This is a genomic window from Peptostreptococcus russellii (assembly GCF_900110295.1).
In the GTDB taxonomy this organism is placed as follows: Bacteria; Bacillota; Clostridia; order Peptostreptococcales; family Peptostreptococcaceae; genus Peptostreptococcus; species Peptostreptococcus russellii_A.
In genome coordinates this window covers 93,457-117,985 of the sequence record NZ_FODF01000001.1, presented here as the reverse complement: position 1 = coordinate 117,985, position 24,529 = coordinate 93,457, and the positions used below count along the sequence as shown (strand labels likewise).

General features: G+C 32.3%; 18 protein-coding genes. All 18 read right to left on the bottom strand.

Features of this window, described 5'->3' with window-relative positions:
* Positions 1 to 46: 46 nt before the first annotated feature.
* Positions 47 to 4,354: a PolC-type DNA polymerase III gene (locus BMY82_RS00500; protein WP_091973089.1), complete on the bottom strand. Its 4,308-nt coding sequence runs from the start codon at positions 4,352 to 4,354 to the stop codon at positions 47 to 49.
* A 234-nt stretch (positions 4,355 to 4,588) separates the two neighbouring features.
* Positions 4,589 to 5,281, bottom strand: a complete 693-nt coding sequence (locus tag BMY82_RS00495) for an MBL fold metallo-hydrolase (protein ID WP_091973086.1) — start codon at positions 5,279 to 5,281, stop codon at positions 4,589 to 4,591.
* 186 nt (positions 5,282 to 5,467) lie between these two features.
* Positions 5,468 to 7,006: a ribonuclease Y gene (gene rny / locus BMY82_RS00490; protein ID WP_420330367.1), complete on the bottom strand. Its 1,539-nt coding sequence runs from the start codon at positions 7,004 to 7,006 to the stop codon at positions 5,468 to 5,470.
* 339 nt (positions 7,007 to 7,345) lie between these two features.
* Complete coding sequence (recA, locus tag BMY82_RS00485; protein ID WP_091973080.1) at positions 7,346 to 8,413, bottom strand: recombinase RecA; 1,068 nt, start codon at positions 8,411 to 8,413, stop codon at positions 7,346 to 7,348.
* A gap of 229 nt (positions 8,414 to 8,642) precedes the next feature.
* Positions 8,643 to 9,182: a CDP-diacylglycerol--glycerol-3-phosphate 3-phosphatidyltransferase gene (gene pgsA, locus BMY82_RS00480; protein WP_091973077.1), complete on the bottom strand. Its 540-nt coding sequence runs from the start codon at positions 9,180 to 9,182 to the stop codon at positions 8,643 to 8,645.
* 198 nt (positions 9,183 to 9,380) lie between these two features.
* Positions 9,381 to 10,706: a 30S ribosomal protein S12 methylthiotransferase RimO gene (gene rimO, locus BMY82_RS00475; RefSeq protein ID WP_180366695.1), complete on the bottom strand. Its 1,326-nt coding sequence runs from the start codon at positions 10,704 to 10,706 to the stop codon at positions 9,381 to 9,383.
* A gap of 13 nt (positions 10,707 to 10,719) precedes the next feature.
* A complete protein-coding gene (locus BMY82_RS00470; protein ID WP_091973071.1) occupies positions 10,720 to 13,275 on the bottom strand; it encodes an FtsK/SpoIIIE family DNA translocase in 2,556 nt (851 codons plus the stop codon).
* 10 nt (positions 13,276 to 13,285) lie between these two features.
* Positions 13,286 to 14,530 (bottom strand): M16 family metallopeptidase, encoded by a 1,245-nt coding sequence (locus BMY82_RS00465; RefSeq protein WP_091973068.1) that lies wholly within the window; start codon positions 14,528 to 14,530, stop codon positions 13,286 to 13,288.
* Between the two features lie 272 nt (positions 14,531 to 14,802).
* A complete protein-coding gene (gene pnp / locus BMY82_RS00460; protein WP_091973065.1) occupies positions 14,803 to 16,896 on the bottom strand; it encodes a polyribonucleotide nucleotidyltransferase in 2,094 nt (697 codons plus the stop codon).
* A gap of 19 nt (positions 16,897 to 16,915) precedes the next feature.
* On the bottom strand, positions 16,916 to 17,764 hold the full coding sequence (locus BMY82_RS00455; RefSeq protein ID WP_091973062.1) for a DegV family protein: 849 nt from the start codon (positions 17,762 to 17,764) through the stop codon (positions 16,916 to 16,918).
* Between the two features lie 329 nt (positions 17,765 to 18,093).
* Positions 18,094 to 18,351, bottom strand: a complete 258-nt coding sequence (gene rpsO, locus BMY82_RS00450; protein WP_091973059.1) for a 30S ribosomal protein S15 — start codon at positions 18,349 to 18,351, stop codon at positions 18,094 to 18,096.
* Between the two features lie 122 nt (positions 18,352 to 18,473).
* Complete coding sequence (locus BMY82_RS00445) at positions 18,474 to 19,475, bottom strand: bifunctional riboflavin kinase/FAD synthetase (protein ID WP_091973056.1); 1,002 nt, start codon at positions 19,473 to 19,475, stop codon at positions 18,474 to 18,476.
* A gap of 10 nt (positions 19,476 to 19,485) precedes the next feature.
* The gene (truB, locus tag BMY82_RS00440; RefSeq protein WP_091973698.1) at positions 19,486 to 20,403 is read right to left on the bottom strand and encodes a tRNA pseudouridine(55) synthase TruB; all 918 of its coding nucleotides are present in this window, start codon (positions 20,401 to 20,403) and stop codon (positions 19,486 to 19,488) included.
* Positions 20,404 to 20,438: 35 nt separating this feature from the next.
* Positions 20,439 to 21,434 (bottom strand): DHH family phosphoesterase, encoded by a 996-nt coding sequence (locus BMY82_RS00435; protein WP_091973052.1) that lies wholly within the window; start codon positions 21,432 to 21,434, stop codon positions 20,439 to 20,441.
* A gap of 113 nt (positions 21,435 to 21,547) precedes the next feature.
* Positions 21,548 to 21,895 carry a 30S ribosome-binding factor RbfA gene (gene rbfA, locus BMY82_RS00430; protein WP_091973049.1) on the bottom strand — a complete coding sequence of 116 codons (348 nt, stop codon included), beginning with the start codon at positions 21,893 to 21,895 and terminating at the stop codon, positions 21,548 to 21,550.
* A gap of 38 nt (positions 21,896 to 21,933) precedes the next feature.
* On the bottom strand, positions 21,934 to 23,874 hold the full coding sequence (gene infB / locus BMY82_RS00425) for a translation initiation factor IF-2 (protein WP_091973046.1): 1,941 nt from the start codon (positions 23,872 to 23,874) through the stop codon (positions 21,934 to 21,936).
* A gap of 25 nt (positions 23,875 to 23,899) precedes the next feature.
* Positions 23,900 to 24,217: a L7Ae/L30e/S12e/Gadd45 family ribosomal protein gene (locus BMY82_RS00420; protein ID WP_091973042.1), complete on the bottom strand. Its 318-nt coding sequence runs from the start codon at positions 24,215 to 24,217 to the stop codon at positions 23,900 to 23,902.
* A 5-nt stretch (positions 24,218 to 24,222) separates the two neighbouring features.
* The gene (rnpM, locus tag BMY82_RS00415) at positions 24,223 to 24,513 is read right to left on the bottom strand and encodes an RNase P modulator RnpM (RefSeq protein ID WP_091973039.1); all 291 of its coding nucleotides are present in this window, start codon (positions 24,511 to 24,513) and stop codon (positions 24,223 to 24,225) included.
* Between the last annotated feature and the right edge of the window lie 16 nt (positions 24,514 to 24,529).

Here is a 24,529-nt window from a genome sequence, read left to right as displayed (position 1 = left end):
AATTTTAAACAATACTAAAAACTTACTCTCTCTAATTTCTTTACTTCTAGAAGAAAGAAACCTGATTTTTCTCACTCATATTTGCAAGAGTACCATGTTCAGTCAGTTTTTCAACTACTGTTTTTGATATTTTAGTTCTCTTCAAAAGATCTTCTTTTGAAAGGAATTCTCCATTTTTTCTTTCTTCCACTATACTCTCTGCAGCATTTAGCCCCATACCTTGAAGAGAAACCATTGGAGGAAGAATCTTCCCCTTCTCTGCAATTTGGAACTCATAGGCATGAGATTTATATAAATCGACATTTAAAAACTCTATTTTTCTTGCATACATTTCTACTACAACCTCTAAAATAGTATACTGATTATGTTCTTTTGCTGTAGCTTTGTTACCAAGTTCTTCTATCTCTCGCATTCTCTTTTTTACAGCATCTATTCCACTTGTACAAAGACTTATATCAAAATCTTCAACCTTTGTCGTAAAGTAGGTTGCATAAAATGCCTCAGGATGATGAACTTTGCAATATGCTATTCTAAAAGAGGTCATTACATAGGCAACTGCATGAGCTTTTGGAAACATGTATTTTATTTTTTTACACGAATTTATATACCAATCCGGAACATTATTAGCTCTCATAGCTTTTTCAAATTCAGGTTTTAAACCTCTTCCTTTTCTTACATTTTCCATTATAGTAAAGGCCATTTTAGCTTCCAGTCCACTGAATATAAGATAGTTCATTATATCGTCTCTAGTAGATATAACTTCCTTTAATCCAACTACATTTCCCCTTACCAAATCTTGAGCATTATTAACCCAAACATCAGTACCATGAGAAAGACCAGAAATTCTCACAAGCTCTGCAAAGGTAGTAGGCTTTGTGTCAATAAGCATCTGCCTTGTAAACTTTGTTCCAAATTCCGGAACAGCAAGACTTCCTACTGGAGTACCTATTTCTTCTTCAGTAACACCTAAAGCCTCTGTAGATGTAAAAATAGACATTGTTTCTTTATCATCCAAAGGAATATCCGTTATTTTTATTCCTATCATATCCTCCAACATTCTAATAATTGTAGGACCGTCGTGTCCTAGTATATCTAGCTTCAATATTCTACCACTTATTGAATGGTAATCAAAGTGAGTTGTTTTTACTCCTGAAGTGCTATCATTTGCTGGATACTGAATTGGTGTAAAATCATGTACGTCTTTATAATCTGGTATTACCATTACACCACCTGGATGTTGGCCAGAAGTCTTTTTTACGCCCGTACATCCCTGAGATAACCAACTCATTTTTGTTTTTGAGAAAAATAAATTATTTTCCTCAGAGAATTTTTTTACATATCCAAATGCTGTTTTATCTTTTACAGTACCTATTGTTCCTGCTCTATATGTATATCCTTCACCGAATAATTCTTCAGTATATTTATGAATTACTGGCTGGTATATCCCCGAGAAATTAAGATCTATATCGGGTTCTTTATCACCTTCAAATCCTAAGAAAACTTCAAATGGTATATCATGCCCATCTCTTATCATCTCACTTCCACATTTCTCACATTTTTTAGCAGGAAGGTCTATACCAGATCCCCATTCACCTACTGCAAAAAAGTGACTATGTTTGCAATCTGGATTCGGACATATATAGTGTGCTGGAAGAGGATTTACTTCGGTGATGTCACTCATTGTAGCTGCAAAAGAAGATCCTACCGAACCTCTCGATCCAACTAAGTATCCATCAGAGAGAGATTTTGCTACCAATTTATTGGCAATTATATACATAACTGCATATCCATTCCCTATAATAGAGTTTAGTTCTCTCTCTAGTCTTGCCTCGACAATTTCAGGCAAATCATCTCCATAAATTCTTCTAGCCTTCTTGTAGCACATATTCCTCAACTCTTCTTCTGAGCCTTCAATAACCGGTGGATAAGTTTCATCTGGGATAGGCTTAACATCTCCAATCATATCAACTATTTTATTAGGATTTTCTATTACTATTTCTCTTGATTTCTCTTCTGGCAAGTAGTAAAATTCATCTAACATTTCGCTAGTTGTTCTAAAGTATAAACTACTATTTGAATCCAACTTTGAAAAACCTTGTGAGTACTTTAAAATATCTCTATAAATATACTCATACGGCTCCATTGTATGAACATCTCCTGTTGCAACTACAGGTTTATTATACTTTTCCCCTAACTCTATTAGCTTCATATTTATCTTTATAAGTTCGTCTTTATCCTTTACATCGCCATTTTTTATCATGTATTCATTATTTCCCAGTGGCTGAACTTCAATATAATCATATAGTTTTAATATATTTTCAATTTCTTTTTCACTTTTATTTCTCTGAACTGCATTATATAGTTCTCCACTTGAACAAGCACTACCGATTATTAAATTTTCTCTTTTTTTCAAAAGAATACTTTTTAATATTCTAGGTGTTTTATAAAAATGTTCTATATGAGAATCTGATATCATTTCATAAAGACTCTTTAAACCATCTTGATTTTTAGCAAAAATAATAGCATGTGTTGGTCTCAACTTTGTATAGTCCACTTTACCATATATTTTATTAACATCAGAAAGTTTCTCTGCGCCGTCTTTTTTAAACCTTTCTATAAAGTTAATAAATACTTCAGCTGTGGCAGCTGCATCATTTACAGCTCTATGATGTCCAGATAAATTAATATTTAATTCCTTACATACCTTATCTAGACTAAATTTCTTAATATTTTTAAGAAGAACTCTAGCTAGCATAAGAGTATCTATTTTAGCATGATTGTAATCTATCCCTACAAGTTTGCATTTTTCAGAAATAAAACCTGTGTCAAAATCTGCATTATGTGCCACTAAAACTGCTCCTTCTGCAAAATCCATAAACTTTTTTAAAGCCTCATCTATTTTAGGAGCATCTTCTACCATCTCATTCGTTATTCTTGTTAAACCTTGAATTTCATAAGAAATATCCATTTCAGGATTTACAAAAGTAGAGAAATTCTCAACAATTGTACCATTTTCAACAAGCACGGCTCCTATTTCAGTAATATTATCATTTATAGGAGAAAATCCAGTGGTTTCTATATCAAAAACTACGAATTTCTGATTAAAGTCTAAATCGTTAGCATCTGCTATTATCTCCTGATCGTCATCTACAAGATAGGCTTCCACTCCATAAAGTATCTTTATATCCTTTCCCTTAGATGCATTCATAGCATCTGGAAAGGCTTGAACAACTCCATGATCAGTAATTGCAATAGCCTTATGTCCCCATTCAATAGCTGTGTTTATAACTTTTTTCACAGGTACGACTGAATCCATTGCAGACATCTGGGTGTGGAGGTGTAACTCTACTCTTTTTTCATCAGCTTCATCTTTTCTCACAACTCTTTTTTCCCTTTTAATACCTGTAACGTTTAGTTCAAGTTCATCTGAATATGAATTGAATAATATATCTCCCTTAATCTTTACATATGTTCCAGGTTTTGTTTCAGAAATTACCTTCTCTCTTGTTCTATCATCAAGATATACCTTGCAAGAGATTGCAGAGCTATAATCTGTAACAAACATACTATACAAAGTTTTACCATTTCTAAGTTCCTTTGTATCAATATCAAAAATCTCTCCAATTATTGCAACGGTTCTGCTGTTTTCATCTATTTCTTCTATATCCTTATAAAATGCCGATACATTTTCACCATAAATAATATCTGGATCTACTTCAAATTCTACAACATACTTTTCATCTTCTACAATTTCTTTTTTATTATTTTCAAGCTCAAGTTTAGAGATTATTTTCATAGTTTCCATTTCTTGTGCTCTTATTATTTTCTTTATTTCATCTTCTTCATGCTTATTCTCTTTAGCTTTTTCAAGAATAACATTTACTTCTATTCCCAACTCCTCAAATATCATTGTTTTAATTTTTTCATCTAGTTCTTTTTCTTTAAGTCTATTGAAAATAAATTCGTTTGGAGCTTTTATTTTCAATAAATCATCGATACACAGATGTTCCAAATCGTTACTATATGCCAAAACAGAAGGGCAATTTTGTTTGATAAGATAAAATATATTAGGCCAATACTTTTTTATGACCTTCTTTAAAGGCTTTTTCTCATATCCTTCTATTTTTAAAATAACTTTGATTGAATCAATAGGAGGACAAAGTTTCTTTTCCATTTCTTTTCTTATATTTTCTAGTCTTTCGTGAAGAACGACAGACTTGGAGCTCAAATAAAAAACACATATTCCGCTTTTCTTTTTTAATATAGTTCTATCTATAATTAATTCTTCAAAACCTTTTGTCAAAGATTCTTTACTAATCTCTATTGACTCAAGAAATTCTATAAAATTTTTCATAATTACCTCCTTCCATTTTTAAATTATATATATTTTTAGTTTTTTATTTTATTTAATTATTCCCTTATATTTTATTTATTTTTAACGTATTTTTTATTATATCTTATTTTTATTTTGCTTAATAAAAATATCAGCATAATTATTATATAATAATTACACTGACATTACAAACTTCTTAAAATTTTGTTATTTAGTCTATATTCCAAACTTCCTAAAATCTAATTTTAAATACAATTATATTAAATAACCTTCTTTAGATATTTTATCTGTATTTATCAAAACAGTATCTTTTAATAAATCTTTATGTTCTTCTCTAAACTTGTCTATAAACTCATATTTTTCCCAACAATGCATAGGAGCAATATACTTTATATTAGTATTTTCAAGAAGATATACAAGTCCCCAGTCATACCTTTCTTTTTGTCTATAATCAAGAACTGCCATAGCAAGATCAATTTCTAAACCTTTTATCTTTGCTATCTCCCTCTTAAACCTTTCTGTCATGGAATTAAATTCTTCTTCACTTTCAAATCCCTTCCATGTCCACCAGTTTAAATCTCCACTATGATATATTGTTTTTTCTTCTGCTGTTACTATAAAAGCAACTCCTTCATCTGTACTTTCAAGAGTCCTTACCTTTATATCATCTATTTGACACTCATCTTCTGAAGATAAATATATTATATTTTCTAACTTATATTTATCCTTAACCTTTATATCATCTGAAAGAATATAGCTTACATTGTAATCGGCAAAAATATCAAATATTTTTTCATTATAGTGATCATTGTGTCTATGGCTAGAGAATACATACAGTTTCTTGTCTTTGTCTATATCAGGTATATCCCCCTTGTAATAGTCAAAGATAAATGCACATTCTTCTAATTCCAAATAAAAACTACTATGATAGATATATTTTAAATTCATAACTTCCTCCCTTATGTAACTATTTATAAAAATAGTCCTTCTAAATTTTCGTCTATATTAATATATTATAATTTGTCATAAACTATATACCTTATACTATCATATTTTTCCAATTTTTATATATTTGAAACAAAAAAAGCCCCAAAAGTATTTATACTTTTGGGGCTTTCATTTACTTATCTACATTTACTTAGCGTAATCCGTAGCTCTCGTTTCTCTTATAATACTTACCTTTATCTGACCTGGATAATCAAGTTCTTCCTCAATTCTCTTAGTCATATCTCTAGCAAGTAGATGTATTTCTTCATCGTTTATTTCCTCAGGCTTAACCATAATTCTAACTTCTCTACCAGCCTGAATAGCAAATGACTTGTCTACACCTTCATATGAATTAGTAATTTCCTCTAGCTTTTCAAGTCTCTTAATATATGCCTCAAGAGTTTCTCTTCTAGCTCCTGGTCTAGCTGCTGAAACTGCATCTGCAGCCGTTACAAGCACTGCCTCAACTGTCTGTGGCTCATAATCTCCATGATGTGTACTCATTGCGTGTATAACATCCTTTGATTCCTTGTACTTCTTCAACAATTCCATACCAATTTCTATATGTGTACCCTGTACTTCGTGGTCTACAGCCTTTCCTATATCATGAACAAGACCTGCTCTCTTTGCAAGTTTAACATCTGCACCTATTTCTTCAGCCATTATACCTGCCAAAATAGACACCTCAATAGAATGCTTTAGCACATTTTGTCCATAACTTGTTCTATACTTTAATCTTCCTAGTAATTTCACAAGTTCAGGATGTAGTCCGTGTACACCTGTATCAAACATAGCCTGTTCACCAGCTTCTTTAATAATACTCTGTACTTCCTTCTTTGCTTTTTCAACCATTTCTTCTATTCTTGCTGGATGAATTCTACCATCGCTTATAAGATTTTCAAGTGCAATTCTTGCAACGTCTCTTCTTATTGGATCAAATCCTGATAGTATTACAGCTTCAGGAGTATCATCGATTATTAAATCAATTCCTGTAAGTGTTTCTAAGGCTCTTATATTTCTACCTTCTCTACCGATTATTCTACCCTTCATTTCATCGTTAGGTAGATTGACTACTGATACTGTTGTTTCTGCTACATGATCTGCTGAACACTTCTGTATAGCATATCCTATAATTTCTCTTGCTCTCTTATCGGCTTCTTCCTTCGCCTGAGCTTCCTTCTCCTTAATCATAAGGGACATTTCTCTTCTTACATCTCTCTCTGCATTAGATAAAATAATTTCTTTCGCTTCTTCTGTTGTAAATCCTGAGATGCTTTCTAACTTCTGTAATTGTTGTTCCTTTAATTCTTCTACTTCTTTCTCTTTTTGTGTTACAACTTCATTCTTTCTAGATAGATCGTTTTCTTTCTGTTCTAATGATTGAATCTTTCTATCTAGATTCTCCTCTTTCTGCAACACTCTCTTTTCATATTTCTGTACTTCCAATCTTCTTTCTCTGTTTTCATTTTCGCCTTCAGTACGTAATCTATGAATTTCTTCTTTAGCTTCAAGAAGTTTTTCTTTCTTTACTGTTTCAGAATCTCTGTTTGCTTTTTCGACAATTTCTTTCGCAAGATTTTCTGCTTGTCCAATCTTCGCTTCAGAGATGTTTTTTCTGATAACATAACCAATTAATAGTCCTATTACAATAGCAAGAACTGCTGTCAATATAATATATACTATAATGGTGTCCACCTCCTTTGTGTTATTCTGTTTTCAAAGTTCATTTTCTGTTATAAGTACTTTATGTAAAATACTCTCTAGCTTTTGTAAAAAATCATAAATTTATTTATAGGGTAATCCTATATACTTATTTTATTATTTTTTAAGACTTATGTCAATTATATAAACACATTGTTGATAATATAAAATAGTCGTAACTGTTAGTATATGAACTTTTTAAAGGACTATATATTATTTTCAAAATAAAAAAATAGTATGAAAAAAGAAAACTTTCCTTTTCCATACTGATTTTCCATACATTTATTCTATAGTTTACAATTCAATTATTTTATTTTTCTATTGCTATTTTTTCTTCTCTTCTACTGGCTTTTTTTCAGCTGTCACTTCTGCTTTTGGAGCAAATGCAGATTCGTCAAATTCCAATCCATAATACTCTCTAACCTTAGCATCTATTTCTCTTGCTATATCTTCATTTTCTTCTAAGAAGTTCTTTGAATTTTCTCTTCCTTGACCCATCTTTTCGTCTTTATAGCTATACCATGCACCAGCCTTCTTTACTACATCTATTCCAGCCGCTACATCCAGAAGATCTCCAGTCTTTGATATACCTGTTCCATACATTATATCAAACTCAACTTGCTTAAATGGAGGCGCTACCTTATTTTTTACAACCTTAACTCTAGTTCTACTACCAAGCATCTTGTCTCCTTGCTTGATTGTTTCTACTCTTCTTACTTCCAATCTCATACTTGAGAAGAACTTAAGAGCTCTACCTCCTGTAGTTGTTTCTGGATTACCAAACATTACTCCAACCTTTTCTCTAAGCTGATTTATAAATACTACAACACAGTTTGATTTCTTAATGGATCCAGTAAGCTTTCTAAGTGCCTGAGACATTAGTCTAGCCTGAAGACCAACATGAGAATCTCCCATATCGCCTTCTATTTCTGCCTTAGGAACTAAGGCTGCAACAGAGTCAACTACTAATATATCTATTGCACCAGATCTTATTAGAGATTCTGCTATATCTAGAGCCTGTTCTCCTGTATCCGGCTGTGATATTACTAAATTGTCTATATCAACACCTAATGCTCTTGCATATACTGGATCAAGTGCGTGTTCTGCATCTATAAAAGCAGCTATACCATCTCTTCTCTGTGCTTCTGCGATACAATGAAGAGCAACTGTTGTCTTACCTGATGATTCAGGACCGTATATTTCAACTATTCTTCCTCTAGGAAGTCCTCCTATACCCAATGCTATATCAAGACCTATTGATCCTGTTGATATTGAATCTATTTCAAGTGAGCTTGTCTCTCCAAGCTTCATTACTGAACCTTTTCCGAATTCTTTTTCAATTTTACCAAGTGCTTCATTTAAAGCATCCATTTTATTCTGATCTATTGCCATATTCTCTCCCTTTCCATGTTTCAAAACATAAACATACGTTCTTTATATTTTATATTATACAATAGGAATTTGAAAGAGTCAAGAACAAACGTTCTTTATTCTTGTAGATTTCCTATTTACTTCTCTCATATATTAATAGTCTATTTACAGTTTTTTTAAACATATTTTACATTATTTTTATAAAACACAATTATTCGGTGAGGAAAAGCTCACCGAATAATATTTAAAATTATCTATCTTCAAATAAATATTTGTTATTGGCAAAATATTCATATCCAGAATATACTGTAAGTGCTGCTGCTATATAAATAAGCACCTTTCCAGCCATAATTACTCCTGAAGAATCTATATGTGCACCAAATAATAAAAGAATTATAGATATCATCTGCACTACTGTTTTTATTTTTCCGCTATTTCCAGCTGCTATAACATTGCCATCTGCTGCTGCAATAGCTCTCATGATACTCACAGCAAGCTCTCTAGCAACTATTATAAGAACTATCCATCCAGGTACCAAACCTACTTCTATAAGGCAAATAAGAGCTGCTATTACAAGTAGCTTATCTGCAAGTGGGTCCATAAATTTTCCAAAGTCAGTTACCATGTTATTTCTTCTCGCTATATTACCATCTAGTGCATCCGTTATGGCCGCAACTACAAATATAATCAGAGAGATTAAATATTTACCAGGTATTGGCAAATACATAAAAAGCACCAACAATGGTACCATACACATTCTGAAAACAGTCAATTTGTTAGGTAGATTCATAAAAACCCTCCTTAATTTTAATTTTAAAATTTCTATGCTCTATATATAGTTTATCACACTTCACTTTTAATAGGTATAATTTTGTATTTTTATAAATAATAAAATTATACTCATAAAGTTTTTCTTTATCAAATATCTTTAGCTTTTGTATAAAACTAAAGGACTGCCAAAATAAATTTTAGGCAGTCCTTTATTATATTATTGGGCAAGCTTGCCCTTTAAGTCATATTCATATGCTATTTCTACTGTTACATCAACCATTTCTCCGATTTGAAGATCTTCGCTTGTTTCTACATATACGACACTATCTATGTCCTCTGCATCCTTCTGTGATCTTCCTATAAATAAAATCTCATCTACTCTATCCTCAATTAAAACCTTTAATGTTTTACCTAGGTTTTCTTGATTTCTTTCTTCTGAAATTCCTTGCTGTAACATCATCAATCTTTCTAGTCTTTCCTTTTTCGTATCTTCATCAACATGATTAGGAAGAAGATCCGCTGGAGTTCCTTCTTCTCTTGAATACTTAAATGCACCCATTCTGTCAAGCTGCATTTCCTCTACAAATTCCATTAACTCTTCAAAATCTTCATCCGTTTCTCCAGGAAAACCTACTATAAATGTAGTTCTAATTACGGCATCAGATATTTTACTTCTTATCATTTCAACCTTAGACTTTAATTCTTCCCTAGAAGTCTTTCTATTCATCAGTTTAAGTATTCTATTGCTTGCGTGTTGCATTGGGATATCAAAATAGCTACATATATTATCATACTTAGCCACTACATCTACTATTTCTTCGGATATTCCTTCAGGATATGAGTAAAGAACTCTTATCCAATCAAATTCTAGTTTTGCTAATCTTTCAAGAAGCTCTGCCAAAGCAGGCTTTCCATAAAGATCTCTTCCATAGACTGTTGTATCCTGAGCTATTACTACAAGTTCTTTTACTCCATTTTCTTTTAAAGTTTTTGCTTCTTTAATAAGCTCTTCTATATCTCTACTTCTATACTTTCCTCTCAACTTTGGTATGATACAGTAAGTGCAATTGTTATCACAACCTTCTCCTATTTTTAAATATGCTAGATATGGAGGTGTAGAAACATATCTTGGAAGAGTTTCATCAAAACTAAAGTTTATATCATCCATTCTTATTACTTTTTCCTTGTCTTCAGGAAGATTATCTACTACTTCTGTTATTTTATCATAACTTCCTGTACCCACAATGGCATCTATTTCTGGAATTGATTCTAACAATTCTTCTGTGTATCTTTGAGCTAAACATCCTGAAACTAGAAGATACTTTATTATACCTTCATTTTTTAGTTCAGCATATCTCACTATAGAATCTATAGATTCTTGCTTTGCATCTTCTATAAACCCACAAGTATTTACTATTACGACATCTGCATCTTGGCAATCACCTACAAGCTGATGTCCATCTTTATTAAGCATTCCTAGCATAATTTCTGCGTCTACTAAGTTTTTGGAACACCCTAATGATTCTAATGCTATTTTCAAAATTTTATTTCCTCCATTACTGTAATTGTGAGAGCTGTTCCTTTGATATTAGAACTTTTCTAGGCTTGCTTCCTTCACTTGGACCAACAATGCCTCTTTCCTCCATATCATCTATTAATCTAGCAGCTCTATTAAATCCTATTTTAAACTTTCTTTGAAGCATAGATGCAGAAGCCTGCCCGTTATTTACAACAAACTCTATTGCATCATAAAGAAATTCATCAGTATCATCTGATTTTATGCTTCCTATATTAGATATAGATTCTTCTATTTCTTCTATATAATTGGCTCCACCTGTATCTCCAGCTTCTTTTTTAACATATTCTATTACCTTGTCTGACTCTTCTTCAGATATAAAGGCTCCCTGTAATCTTCTCGGTTTGGAAGCACCTAGTGGATAAAATAACATGTCACCCTTACCTAAAAGTTTTTCGGCTCCACCCATGTCTATTATTGTTCTAGAGTCAGTCTGAGATGAAACTGCAAATGCTATTCTAGAAGGTATATTAGCCTTTATAACACCTGTAATAACATCTACGGATGGTCTCTGAGTCGCTACAATCAAATGCATTCCTGCTGCTCTAGCCATCTGTGCAAGTCTACATATATAATCTTCCACTTCATTAGCACTTGCCATCATAAGATCGGCAAGCTCATCTATTATTATTACAATCTTAGGAAGCGGATTATCTGTTTTATCATTATAACTTGAAATATCCTTTACTTGAGCCTCTGCAAATAACTTGTATCTTCTATTCATCTCTGTTACAGCCCAACAAAGTGCATTGGCAGCCTTTTTAGGATCTGTAACAACTGGAATCATAAGATGAGGTATTCCATTATAGTTTGCAAGTTCAACAACCTTTGGATCTATAAGCATAAGCTTTACTTCATCTGGTTTTGCCTTATATAATATACTTGTTATCAAAGTATTTACACATACTGATTTACCAGAACCTGTTGATCCTGCAATCAATAAATGTGGCATCTTTGATATATCCCCTATAATTATTTTACCTGAAACATCCTTTCCTAGTCCCATAGCTAAAGGTGACTTAAAGTTGTTAAACTCAGGACTTTCTATAATCTCTCTTGCACTTACCATCTGTGGTTCATCATTTGGTACTTCTATACCAATTGCACTTTTTCCTGGTATAGGTGCTTCCATTCTTATACTCTTAGCCGCAAGACTTAGAGCTATATCATCTGTAAGATTTACTATTTTACTTACCTTTACTCCAGGTCTAGGCTGTATTTCATATCTTGTAATAGTAGGACCTACTGTTACTTGATTAATCGAAGCATCAACTCCGAAATCTTTTAAAGTCTGTTCAAGCTGTCTTGCATTTTCAAGCACTTTTTGCTTAGATCTCTTATCATTCTTATTGACCACCCTATTCAAAAGAGAAACTGGTGGCTTTTTATAATTCATATATTTCAAATGTTCATTTTCATCAGAAGACATAGCTTCACTTACGTCTGAAATCAATCCACTTGATGACATTTGGGATTTTTTCTTTAAATCTGAAATACCGCTTAAATTACTATTGGGCATTGTTTTTGCCAAATCATCTTCTGACACTATTTCATGAGTACTAAATTCGTGATCATCAAATAGTGTCTCTGCTGGATCAGTCTTATTAAACTCTTCATCTTCTTCTGGCAAAACTCCTAAATCTGGTTCTTCATTTTGTAATTTTTGAAGTATCTCCAAATCAGACAAGCCCTGAGTTCCCTCAAGTATTTCAAGATAGTCATCTTCAGCTTTATTAAATCCTACAATTTTTATAGTCTTATCTCCATCATCTTCTTCATCTTCACTCTGACTTTCATTCTTTCCAAGTTTACTTTTAAACATATCAAAGAATCCTGTTTTGCTTACTATTGTAGCATCATCTACATCTTCAGCATTTGCATTCTTTTTCTTGAAAAATTTAATCTTTGAGAATATACTTTCCTTCCCACTCTTAGGATTTTTTAGCATAGTCATAATATCTTGCATAGATATTTTGAATATGTAAAGTACAGATATTATTGTTGCAAATATAGTTAAAAGCCATGCGCCCACAAGTCCCAATATATGAGTCAGATAATAAGTTATAAATGAAGGTATTAATCCTATACCCTCTCTTGTTACCCCCATCTTAATAGTATCCTGTAATACATCAGCACTAAGCATACTATCTGATGGTATCTGAGCATAATTGATTAGACCATAGTATATTATAAGAAATACTATTGCAACATAGAACATCTTAGTTTTTCTAAATCTATCAATTTTTTCATTTCCATCTACAAATCCCAGTACTCCAATTACAATCATTACAATTGGAAGCAATATTGCAAGACCACCAAATAATCCTTTAAATACCATTTGTATTACCTTTGGAAGCACTGCTCCTGAATTTGAATACAAACCGTAGGCAAAGAACATACCTAGAAAAATAACTATTATATTATGGTATTCAGAATTAAATCTCAACCCTCTTCTTTTCTCTACTTTTCTTTTTACTGGTTTTCTTCCCTTAGTTGGTCTTTTGCCTGGGTTTCTTGAATTTGTTTTTCTAGCCATTAGACCACCTCTATTTCATTATTGTTTTTACTGATTTGCCTGTAATGCCTACAGACATTTCTTTGCTGAAAATTCTATCTATCATTGTTTTCATATAATCAAGGTCAATGCTATCTACACATTGTATTACCTCTTCTATATTTCTAAGCCTTCTATTTTCTACTTCATATTCACCAATTAGCATCATTCTATCTTCTGTGTCTTCAAGATTCATTATTACCATGCCCTTATACTGCTCTTTTGCAAAAACAAGCTCTTCCTCTGTAATATAATTATTCTTTAGATTTTCAATTTCATAAATAATAGAATCATAGACTTCTCTAAGATTTTCAGATGCCATGCTTGAAAATATTCCAAACTCTCCATATCCTACATAAAAACTATCTGAAGAATATATGCTATAAGACAAGCCTTTTTCTTCTCTTATATGCTGAAACAGTCTAGAACTTGGAGTATTCCCAAGTATATTTCCAAGAAGTTTAACTGCATAAAACTCTTTATCAATAGAATCATCTGGACATTCAAAAATCATTGCAAGATTTACTTGTTCATCATCTTTATCCTCTATAAACCTTACTGCTTTAAACTCTTGCCCTTCTCTTTTTAGTATCAAATCTTTCTTTTTCCAAGTTTTGAAACCACCTTCGATTTTTTTAAGTATATCATCTAAAACAAAATTTCCACTTAAAACTATTACTGCATTATTTGGAACATAGTACTTTTCAAAGAAATCTACTATCTTATCTCTGCTTATTTCAGATACAGACTCTTTAGTTCCCAAAACATTTCTTCCTACACCCTTGTTGTCAAAAGTTCTCATCAAAAGTTCATCATATAAATAATCTTCAGATGAATCTTGATACATTTTTATCTCTTCTATAATAACTGTTTTTTCTTTTTCAATATTTTCTTCATCAAATTCAGAGTTATTTATCATGTCTGCTAAAACATCTATACCTATATCTATATGATTTGACGGCATCTTAACATGATAACAAGTATGATCTTCTGTAGTGAATGCATTTATATTTCCACCGTAGTAGTCTATGTCATTTGAAATTTGTCTTGAAGTCCTATTTTTAGTCCCCTTAAAAAGCATATGTTCAATAAAATGTGCAATTCCATAATTTGACTTGTCTTCCATTCTTGAACCAACATTTATCCAAACTCCAAGAGAAACAGATCTTACATAAGGAATTTCCTCTGCAACTATTCTCAATCCGTTTTTCAATCTTCTATACTCTATAACACTCACCCCTTTTTACTATATTTTATATGTATATTTTATCTATAAGCACTTAATTTATTATTTATTAAAAGCACTTCAATAATTTGCATATTTTACTATTATACCACAGAATATCACATTTTTCTTAATTTAAACTTATAGTTTTTTCAAAAATTACAAGCCAGTTTTTAGAACTGTCCAAAAGCTGGCTTAAAAAATACTCTTTAATTAAAATTATCCTTTACAAAAGAACAGCACTGAAATATATTAACTCCAGTGCTGTATTTATAAATATTGTATTATTTATTTGATATTGCCTTTACAGAAAGATTTATTCTATCCTTGTCATCTATTTCAGTTACTAATACATCAATAACATCACCTATAGCAAGTACATCTTCAACCTTGTTTACTCTGTTGTTTGATATCTGTGAAATATGTAAAAGTCCCTGCTTTCCTGGAAGTATTTCCACAAATGCACCGAACTTTTCTATTCTTGTTACAGTACCTTTATATATCTTTCCTGGTTCAGCTTCTGCAACAATGCCTTCTATTATTCCCTTAGCCTTAGCTATCATATCAGATTCAACACCTACTATATAAACCTGACCAGTCTGTTCAATGTCTATCTTAACACCAGTTTCATCGATTATCTTATTGATCATCTTTCCACCAGGTCCTATTACATCTCTTATCTTATCTGGATTAATTGTCATCTTTACAATCTTTGGAGCGTAAGGTGATAATTCATCCTTTGGTTCAGATATTACCTTCTTCATTTCTCCAAGTATATGCATTCTACCTTCCTTAGCCTGCTTTAACGCCTGTCTAAGTACAGCTTCATCTATACCGTCTATCTTTATGTCCATCTGTATAGCAGTTACACCATGTTCAGTACCTGCAACCTTAAAGTCCATATCTCCAAGATGGTCTTCCATGCCCTGTATGTCTGAAAGAACTGCCACCTTATCGTGGTGCTTTATAAGTCCCATTGCTATACCGGCAACCATATCTCTTATAGGAACACCAGCATCTAATAGTGATAATGTTGATGCACATACTGATGCCTGTGAAGTTGAACCGTTTGAGCTAAGTACTTCAGATACAAGTCTTATTGCATATGGGAAGTCTTCCTGTGAAGGTATTACTGGTAACAAGGCTCTTTCGGCAAGTGCACCATGTCCTATTTCTCTTCTTCCAGGTCCTCTTGAAGGTCTTGTTTCACCAACTGAATATGATGGGAAGTTATAGTGATGCATATATCTCTTTGCTTCTTCTTCATCTAATCCATCAAGCTTCTGAACATCTCCCAAAGCACCTAAAGTAGTTACATTAAGTACCTGAGTCTGACCTCTAGTAAATATTGAAGAACCATGAGTTCTTGGTATCATACCTGTTTCACACCATATAGGTCTTATTTCATCAAGAGCTCTATTATCTGGTCTTACATTGTCATCAACTATAAGACTTCTAACTTCATCCTTGATGATATCATGAAGTACATCTTCTATATCTCCAGCTACTTCTTCAAAGTTTTCAAGCTCAGCTTCAAAATGTTCAAGAGTTTCAGCACTTACTGCATCCATCTTTGCTGTTCTTTCCATCTTTTCAGGAGTCTTTACTGCTTCACGCATCTTTTCTCTTGCAAAATCATTTACAAGCTTTGTCATTTCTTCTGATGGTAAGTGAAGTTCTACCTGACACTTTTCATGACCTACTTCATCTACTATATCTTCAATAAATGCAACTATCTTCTTTATTTCTTCATGTGCAAATAATATACCTTCAAGAACAACACTTTCGTCCACTTCTTCAGCACCGGCTTCAACCATCATGATGGCATCTTTAGTACCAGATACTACAAGGTGTAAATCACTGTTTTCTCTTTGTTCCTGATTTGGATTTGCAACAAATTCACCGTCTACACGTCCTACAAGAACTGATCCTGTTGGTCCATTAAAAGGAATATCAGATATTGATAAAGATATAGAAGATCCTATCATTGCAACAATATCAGGAGTACAATCTTGATCCACAGATAATACTGTAGCTACTACCTGTACATCGTTTCTAAATCCTTCTGGGAAAAGTGGTCTCAAAGGTCTATCTATAAGTCTTGATGTAAGTATAGCCTTTTCTGATGGTTTCCCTTCTCTCTTTAAGAATCCACCAGGTATTTTACCTACTGAATATAACTTTTCTTCAAAATCAACGCTAAGAGGGAAAAAGTCAACCCCATCTCTCGGTTCTGCTGACTTTGTTACATTTACCATTAGCATTGTGTCACCGTATCTTATAATACAGTTACCATTTGTCATTTCACAAATCTTTCCTATTTCAACTGATAGTTTTCTACCAGCTAATTCTGTTTCAAATATTCTATGTTCGAACATAGCTTCCTCCTTGTTTGTATTACTTTGAATAACTGATTGCAATTATATCTGGGCCTGTATGTGAGCATATGCAAACTCCACCCTTTGTAATCATTATTTTCTTTACTTTGTCTTTTAACTTATCGTCTACTTCTTTTTTAAGCTTTTCAAAGTCATCTAAATTGCATCCATGCCCCATAGTAACCGTAAGATCTGATAGGCTCTCACTATTGTTTTCAATTGTAAGTTCAACAAGCTTTGAAACAAGCTTCTTTATACCCCTTACCTTTGTTACTAAGCTTATTTTACCTCTTTCCATTTTGAAAATAGGTTTTATGTTAAGCATATTTCCGATTATTGCAGTTGTAAGTGGAACTCTTCCACTCTTTTTAAGAAAATCAAAAGATGCTGGAGCAAATAATATACTCACGCTATCTCTTAAAGAATCTAATTTTTCAACTGTTTCTTCAACACTTAATCCTTCTTCTAACATATCACACGCACGAATTACAAACTGACCTGCACCAAGAGATAAGTTTTCTGTATCAAATACATGGATATTTCCTTCTTCCATATCACCTTTTGCTAACATTGCACTTTGGAATGTACCGGTCGCAGATGACGCACCAGTCAAACAAAGTATGTCCTTACCTTCTTTAACTCCGGCTTCGAAAGCTTCTTTGAACTGCATATATGTTGCTTGAGAAGTCTTTGGAATTTCTCCAGACTTTAAAACGACATCATAAAATTCTTCCTTTGTTATATCGACACCATCTTTATATTCCTTGCCATCCATTATAAGAGTCAAAGGGATAACCTCAAGGTATTCCTTTTTCTGAATTTCTTCAGGAATATCACATAAACTGTCACATATTAATTTTATGTCCAAAGTAGTACCTCCTAACTTCTTCTATCTTTTATAAAATAGTTCTAATATCAATGTGTCTTTATCCAACTAATAATTAGCCTCAAGACCTTGAAATTTTTCTGTAAATAATAGCTCTATTTATTAGATAGGGATATTATTTACAGAATTTTTCATGTCTCTCTTATTATTTAAAAGCATCATTAGTGGGATTTTTATTCAACACACTATAAAAACATTTTATCACATTTTACAATATAAAAATAGATTTATATGGAAAATGATAACAAAAGCTTTTTCATAAATTATAAAACAAAGCAGATATGAAATAAATCATATCTGCTTAAAAAGAATTATTTTCTTAGTCCTAACTTAGCTATTAAAGCTCTGTATCCTTCAAGATCATGTCTCTTTAAGTAAGTTAATAGATTTCTTCTTCTACCAACCATCTTTAAAAGACCTCTTCTTGAATGGTGATCCTTCTTGTGAACCTTTAAATGTTCATTTAATTCGTTAATTCTAGCTGTTAATAAAGCTATCTGTACTTCTGGAGAACCAGTATCTCCTTCTTTTCTTCCAAAATCCTTGATTATTTGTTCTTTGTTTATCATTTTTTCCTCCTAAAATTTATAATCGCCTAAAGCTAAGCTTTGAATGGAGACTCGAAAGCTGAGCTTAGGTTTCAACCTTAATCATTATAACATAGTTATCTTTTCTCTTCAAGAAAATAATTTTACTTTTTTGACTCGATTTGCTTTCTAATATTTTCTATTACTACTTTATAATCACCTGAAATATTATTATTTTTATTCAAAATCTCGAAATAATTTTCTTTTACATATTTTGTATCTTTTTCAAGTTGCAGTTTTAGACCTTCCACACCGTCAAATTTTATCTCATCTCTCATTTTTTCAATAAATTCAACCCTCATATCTTTTCCATAGATATTTTCATCAAAGTCTAAAATATAAGTCTCAATGCTTAAATTTTTGCCATTTACAGTAGGGTTAGTACCAATACTAGTGGCACCACAATAAACTTCGCCATCTATAACAGCAAAAGTCGCATATATACCTATTTGAGGTATCACCATATTATTATCATATTGAATATTTGCAGTTGGAAATCCAAGTTTTCTCCCAATTTGTCTTCCTTTAATAACTTCTCCTTCTACTGCAAAATATCTCCCTAAAAGCTCTTCTGCCTCTACTACATCGCCTTCTGTAATAGCCCTTCTTATATCAGTAGAACTTATCCTTCTGCCTTCCATAATAACAGGATCTACCACTTCAACATCAAAATTATTCTTTTTCGCCAATTCTTTTAAAACTTCTGGGTTACCTTCTCTTTGTCTTGCAAAAGTAAAATCATGACCTATAACAATCTTCTTTACATGAAGCTTTTCTACAAGAATCTTACTTACATAATCTTCTGCAGATATCTGAGTCATACTTTCATCAAATGGTATTGAAATATATATATCAACACCCATTCTTTCTATAACTTCATACTTTTCTTTATACGAAATAATATTTTTTACGTGTCCAGGTTTGAAATAATTAACTGGATGATTAGAGAATGTAAAAACTACACTTTTTAAATTATTTTCCCTGGAATATTTTATCGTTTTATTTATCAATGTCTGATGACCCTTATGAACACCGTCAAAATTTCCTATAGTGACACAAGTATCAAAAGGAAAATCTATATCATCCAAGTTTTTGTATACTTTCATAATATCACCATTATCCTAATTTGAATATTTTTTCACTCTTTACCATTAAATCTTTATCTTCTTTATTTAATATTCCAACACCTATAAATTCCTTTTCATTGGAATATACTCTTACCCTTTTAGATAAAGAATCTTTATAGTTTCCTTCTATAAACCTTCTTTCTTCTATTTTACCACCATTTGAATAATATTTCACTGCATTTTCATGTAGAATCAAGTAAGGAAACTCCATTAAAACTTCTTCTACTGAATAACTAACTTCCATTAGTCTGTTTTCATCCCTATATTTCTCTAATTCTTCAAGAGTTATTGCTCTTTCTATATCGAATATTCCACTCTTTGTTCTCTGAAGATATGACATAGAAGCACCAACACCTAATACAGCTCCTATATCATGGCAAATACTTCTTACATATGTGCCCTTGCTACAACTAACTCTTATTTTAACTTTAGGTATATCCATATTTAGTATTTCTATAAAGTTTATCCTTACTGGTCTTGCCTTAATCTCTATTTCATCGGCTCGACCACTTCTTGCAAGATCACACATTTTCTTCCCATTGACTTTTAAAGCAGAATAGATTGGAGGATACTGCATTATATCTCCTAATTGTGAATCGATTGCCTTTTTGACATCTTCTTCTTTAATATGCCTCACATCACATTCTTTTAAAATTTCACCTGAGCTATCATAGGTGTCAGTTTCAATTCCAAGAATCAATTCACATATATACTCTTTTTCTTTATTAAGTATAAGGTCGCTAATTTTAGTTGCCCTTCCTACGCATATAGGCAAGACTCCCTGTGCATCTGGATCAAGCGTTCCTGTATGACCTACTTTTTTTGTTTTAAGTATTTTTCTGACCTTGTAGACAACATCATGAGAAGTCATTCCAGTCGGTTTATTTATATTAAAGATTCTATCCATTAAATTCCTTCCTTCTAAAACTTTATTTATACTCTTTATTTTAAATACCCTATAGCCTTTTCTATAAGCATTTTCTTTGCTAATTCTACATCTAAGTCTTTTATTGTACAACCAGCTGCCCTCTTATGACCTCCACCAGAAAACTCAGATGCAAGTTTAGAACAATCTACATAATTCTTTGAGCGGAAACTTACCTTTATTTCTCCAATTTCTTTTTCTTTTACAAATATTCCAAGTTCTACCCCTTCTATATCTCTTGTATATGGAGTAATAGCATCTATATCACCGTATTCCACTTCATACTTGTCCATAGACTCTTTTGCAACAGCTATTATACATATCTGTGACTGTATAATTTCAAGACCATTTAGAGCCTCTCCTAGAAGCTTATAAAAATTAACTGAGTTATTTTGGAATAATTTTTCTACAATTAAATTCTTTTTTGCCCCTCTAGACATCAATTCTGCAGCCATTATAAAAGAGGATTCTCTCGTATTTGAATACTGGAAATTACCTGTATCAGTTATAAGTCCCGTATAAAGATATGTAGCTATATTCTCATCTATAATCTTATTGTCTGTTATACATTCATATCTCATAATTATATTATATACTAGCTCACAAGTAGATGACTCTTCTGTGTCTACATATTTTAAAAATCCATAATCTCCATTTGTTATATGATGATCTATGCATATTATTCCTTTTGCATTTTCTAATATTTTATCATCAACGCATATTCTCGAATAATCGCCTGCATCTAATGCAATTACAGTATATTTTTCTTTTTGATCTATATCTTTAGAAGTCATTTTTATATTTTCATCGTATAAAAATGATAAATTCTTAGGATATTCATCATCTAATACATAGACAACATCTTTACCTAATTTTTTCAAAAAACTGTATATTGAAAGGGAAGACCCTATATTATCTCCGTCTGGACTTACATGAGATGATACTAAGAATTTATCGTCGTTTGACTGTATATACTCAAGTATCTTATCAATTTCTTTAGTAAATCTATTCATTAAATCACATCCTCTTCATAAAAATAAAAATGATGTCAGTAAGAAATACTGACATCATCTATTATACAGCAAAATATAAATTATCTCACTATAATATCTCTAGTTTATTAAAACTAATCATTTTTAGAGTTTACACTCTTTATTAGTTCATCCATATACATTCCCTTTTCTATGGAGTCATCTATCTTGAAGATTATTTCTGGAACGTATCTCAATTTGACAGCTTTTCCTACTTCTCTTCTTATGTATCCTCTTGCACTATTAAGTCCTGCAAGAGATTCTTCTTTATCTCCAGCCAACATACTGATATATACAAAAGCATATCTTAGGTCATTGGTAACCTCTACTTCTGTAACACTTATCATAGATGTTATTCTTGGATCCTTAATTCCGTTTATAAGCATTGTACTTATAACTTTTTTAACCTCTTCACTTATTCTCTTTATTCTATTTGAAGCCATTTAAATACACCTCTTTCTTAATTAAAATAGAAATGTAATTAGTCTATTGTTCTTTCAACTTCCTTTGTAATATAGCCTTCGACTATATCTCCAACCTTAATATCATTGTAGTTCACAATACCTAGACCACATTCAAATCCCTGAGCAACTTCCTTGACATCATCTTTAAATCTTCTAAGTGATGCAAGTTCTCCCTCATGTATAATTATACCATCTCTAACAATTCTAACCTTACAGTTTCTGTATATCTTTCCTGAAATAACATATGCACCTGCTATAGTACCTATTCCAGAAATCTTATATGTTTCTCTTATTTCTACCTTACCAGTATCTTCATCAACATATTCTGGGTCAAGCATACCACTCATAGCAGCCTTCATATCTTCTATTGCCTTGTATATTATTGTATATGTTCTAATATCAACTGTTTCCTTTTCAGCTAACTGCTCAGCTCCAGCAACCGGTCTAACATTAAACCCTATTATGATAGCATTTGATGCAGATGCCAATAAAACATCTGATTCAGTGATAGCACCAACGCCACCATGTATTACCTTAATCTGTACTTCATCATTTGATAATCTTTCCAAACTCTGCTTTACTGCCTGTACAGATCCCTGTACATCAGCCTTTATTACTATATTAAGATCCTTTACTTTACCTTCGCTCATTTGTTCAAATAAGTCGTCAAGTGAAATTTTTGAACTTGCCTTTAGCATTTCTTCTCTCTGCATTTCTTGTCTCTTTTCAGCAATCAATCTTGCAGTCTTATCACTTGGAACTTCTACGAACTGATCTCCACCAGATGGAACATCAGATAAACCTAGTATTTCAACTGCTGTTGAAGGACCTGCCTGCTTAACTCTCTTACCCTTGTAGTTAATCATGGCTCTTACCTTACCACTTGCAACACCAGCAACAATAGGATCTCCAACTCTTAGAGTACCACCCTGTACAAGAACTGTGGCAACTGGACCTCTTCCCTTGTCAAGTTCGGCTTCTATAACTGTTCCGACAGCTCTCTTATTTGGATTAGCCTTTAGTTCTTCTACTTCTGCAACAAGAAGAACCATTTCAAGAAGGTTTTCTATATTTATTCTCTTCTTAGCTGAAACTTCTACAGAGATTACATCTCCACCCCAGTCTTCAACTAAAAGCCCCTGATCTGCCAACTCCTGCTTTACCTTATCAGGACTTGCTCCAGGCTTGTCTATCTTATTTATAGCAACTATTATTGGTACATTAGCTGCCTTAGCGTGATTTATAGCTTCTACTGTCTGAGGCATTATACCATCATCAGCTGCAACAACAAGTATAGCTATATCTGTAACCTGTGCACCTCTAGCTCTCATTGATGTAAAGGCTTCATGCCCTGGTGTATCAAGAAGAACTATCTTTTGTCCGTTTATCATTACTTCAGAAGCACCTATATGCTGAGTTATTCCGCCTGCTTCTCCTGATGTAACATTTGAATCTCTTATTGCATCAAGAAGAGATGTCTTACCATGGTCAACGTGTCCCATAACAGTAACAACGGGTGGTCTTGGCATAAGGTCCTTTTCATCATCTTCTTCTATATCCATTAAAGCTTCTATTTCAAGTTCTTCTATTTCTGAACTTTCATTCTTAATTAATGTATAGCCTAATTCATTACATATTAATGCTGCTATATCAAAGCTTATTTCCTGGTTAATTGTAGCCATTGTACCCATTTTCATAAGCTGCATTATTATTTCAGAAGCAGATTTACCAAGTTTAGTAGATAAATCCTGTACTGTAATCTTATTGTCTACTTCAATTACATTTCCCTTTGCTTCTCTTATTTCTTCATTTAACATCTCTACTAGAAGTTCAAGATTTTCTCCTTCTACATATTCGTTATCAATTGTCTCAATACCAAAGTCATTAATTTTTCCCATAAGTTCTTTTTCACTCATGTTATAATCTTCGGCTATATGCTTTATGCTAGTTCTAGACATAAACAACACCTCCTAAATATAAGCCCTACTGTGAACACTGACTTTCAAGCAGATTTTTAATCTGTTTTGCAATATTCTCATCAACTATTCCCAATACAGCTCTCGGGCTCTTTCCGATAGCTCTTCCCAGTTCGTTTTTCTCACCGAATTCATAGTGTGCTATACTTCTAAAGCTGCATTTATCTGTAAATAATTTCTTCGTATTTTTAGATGCGTCACTTGCTATTATAACAAGCTTTACACGCTTCTTTTTTACCTCTCTCAAAGTTGTATCATCGCCTGATACAAGATTTCCTGACCTCATTGCAAGTCCTAGCCATGAATATATCTTTTTATTATCCATAATCCTTACTCGCTTTCTTCAGTCTTTTTCATTGTTTCTAGTTCATCTATTAAATGATTGTAAACTTCATCTTCAACATTCATCTTAAAAGCTCTATTGAGAGCCTTACTTTTTATAGCTTTTGTAAGGCATTCTGAATTGGCACATACATAAGCGCCTCTTCCATTAGCTCTTCCAGACTCATCAAGAAAAATTTCATTTTCCTTGTTCTTTACAATTCTAATTAAACTTTTTTTGTCTCCTCTTTCTTGGCAGGCAATACATTTTCTTTGAGGTGTCTTTTTTACTTTATTCATTTAAGACCTCCTATAA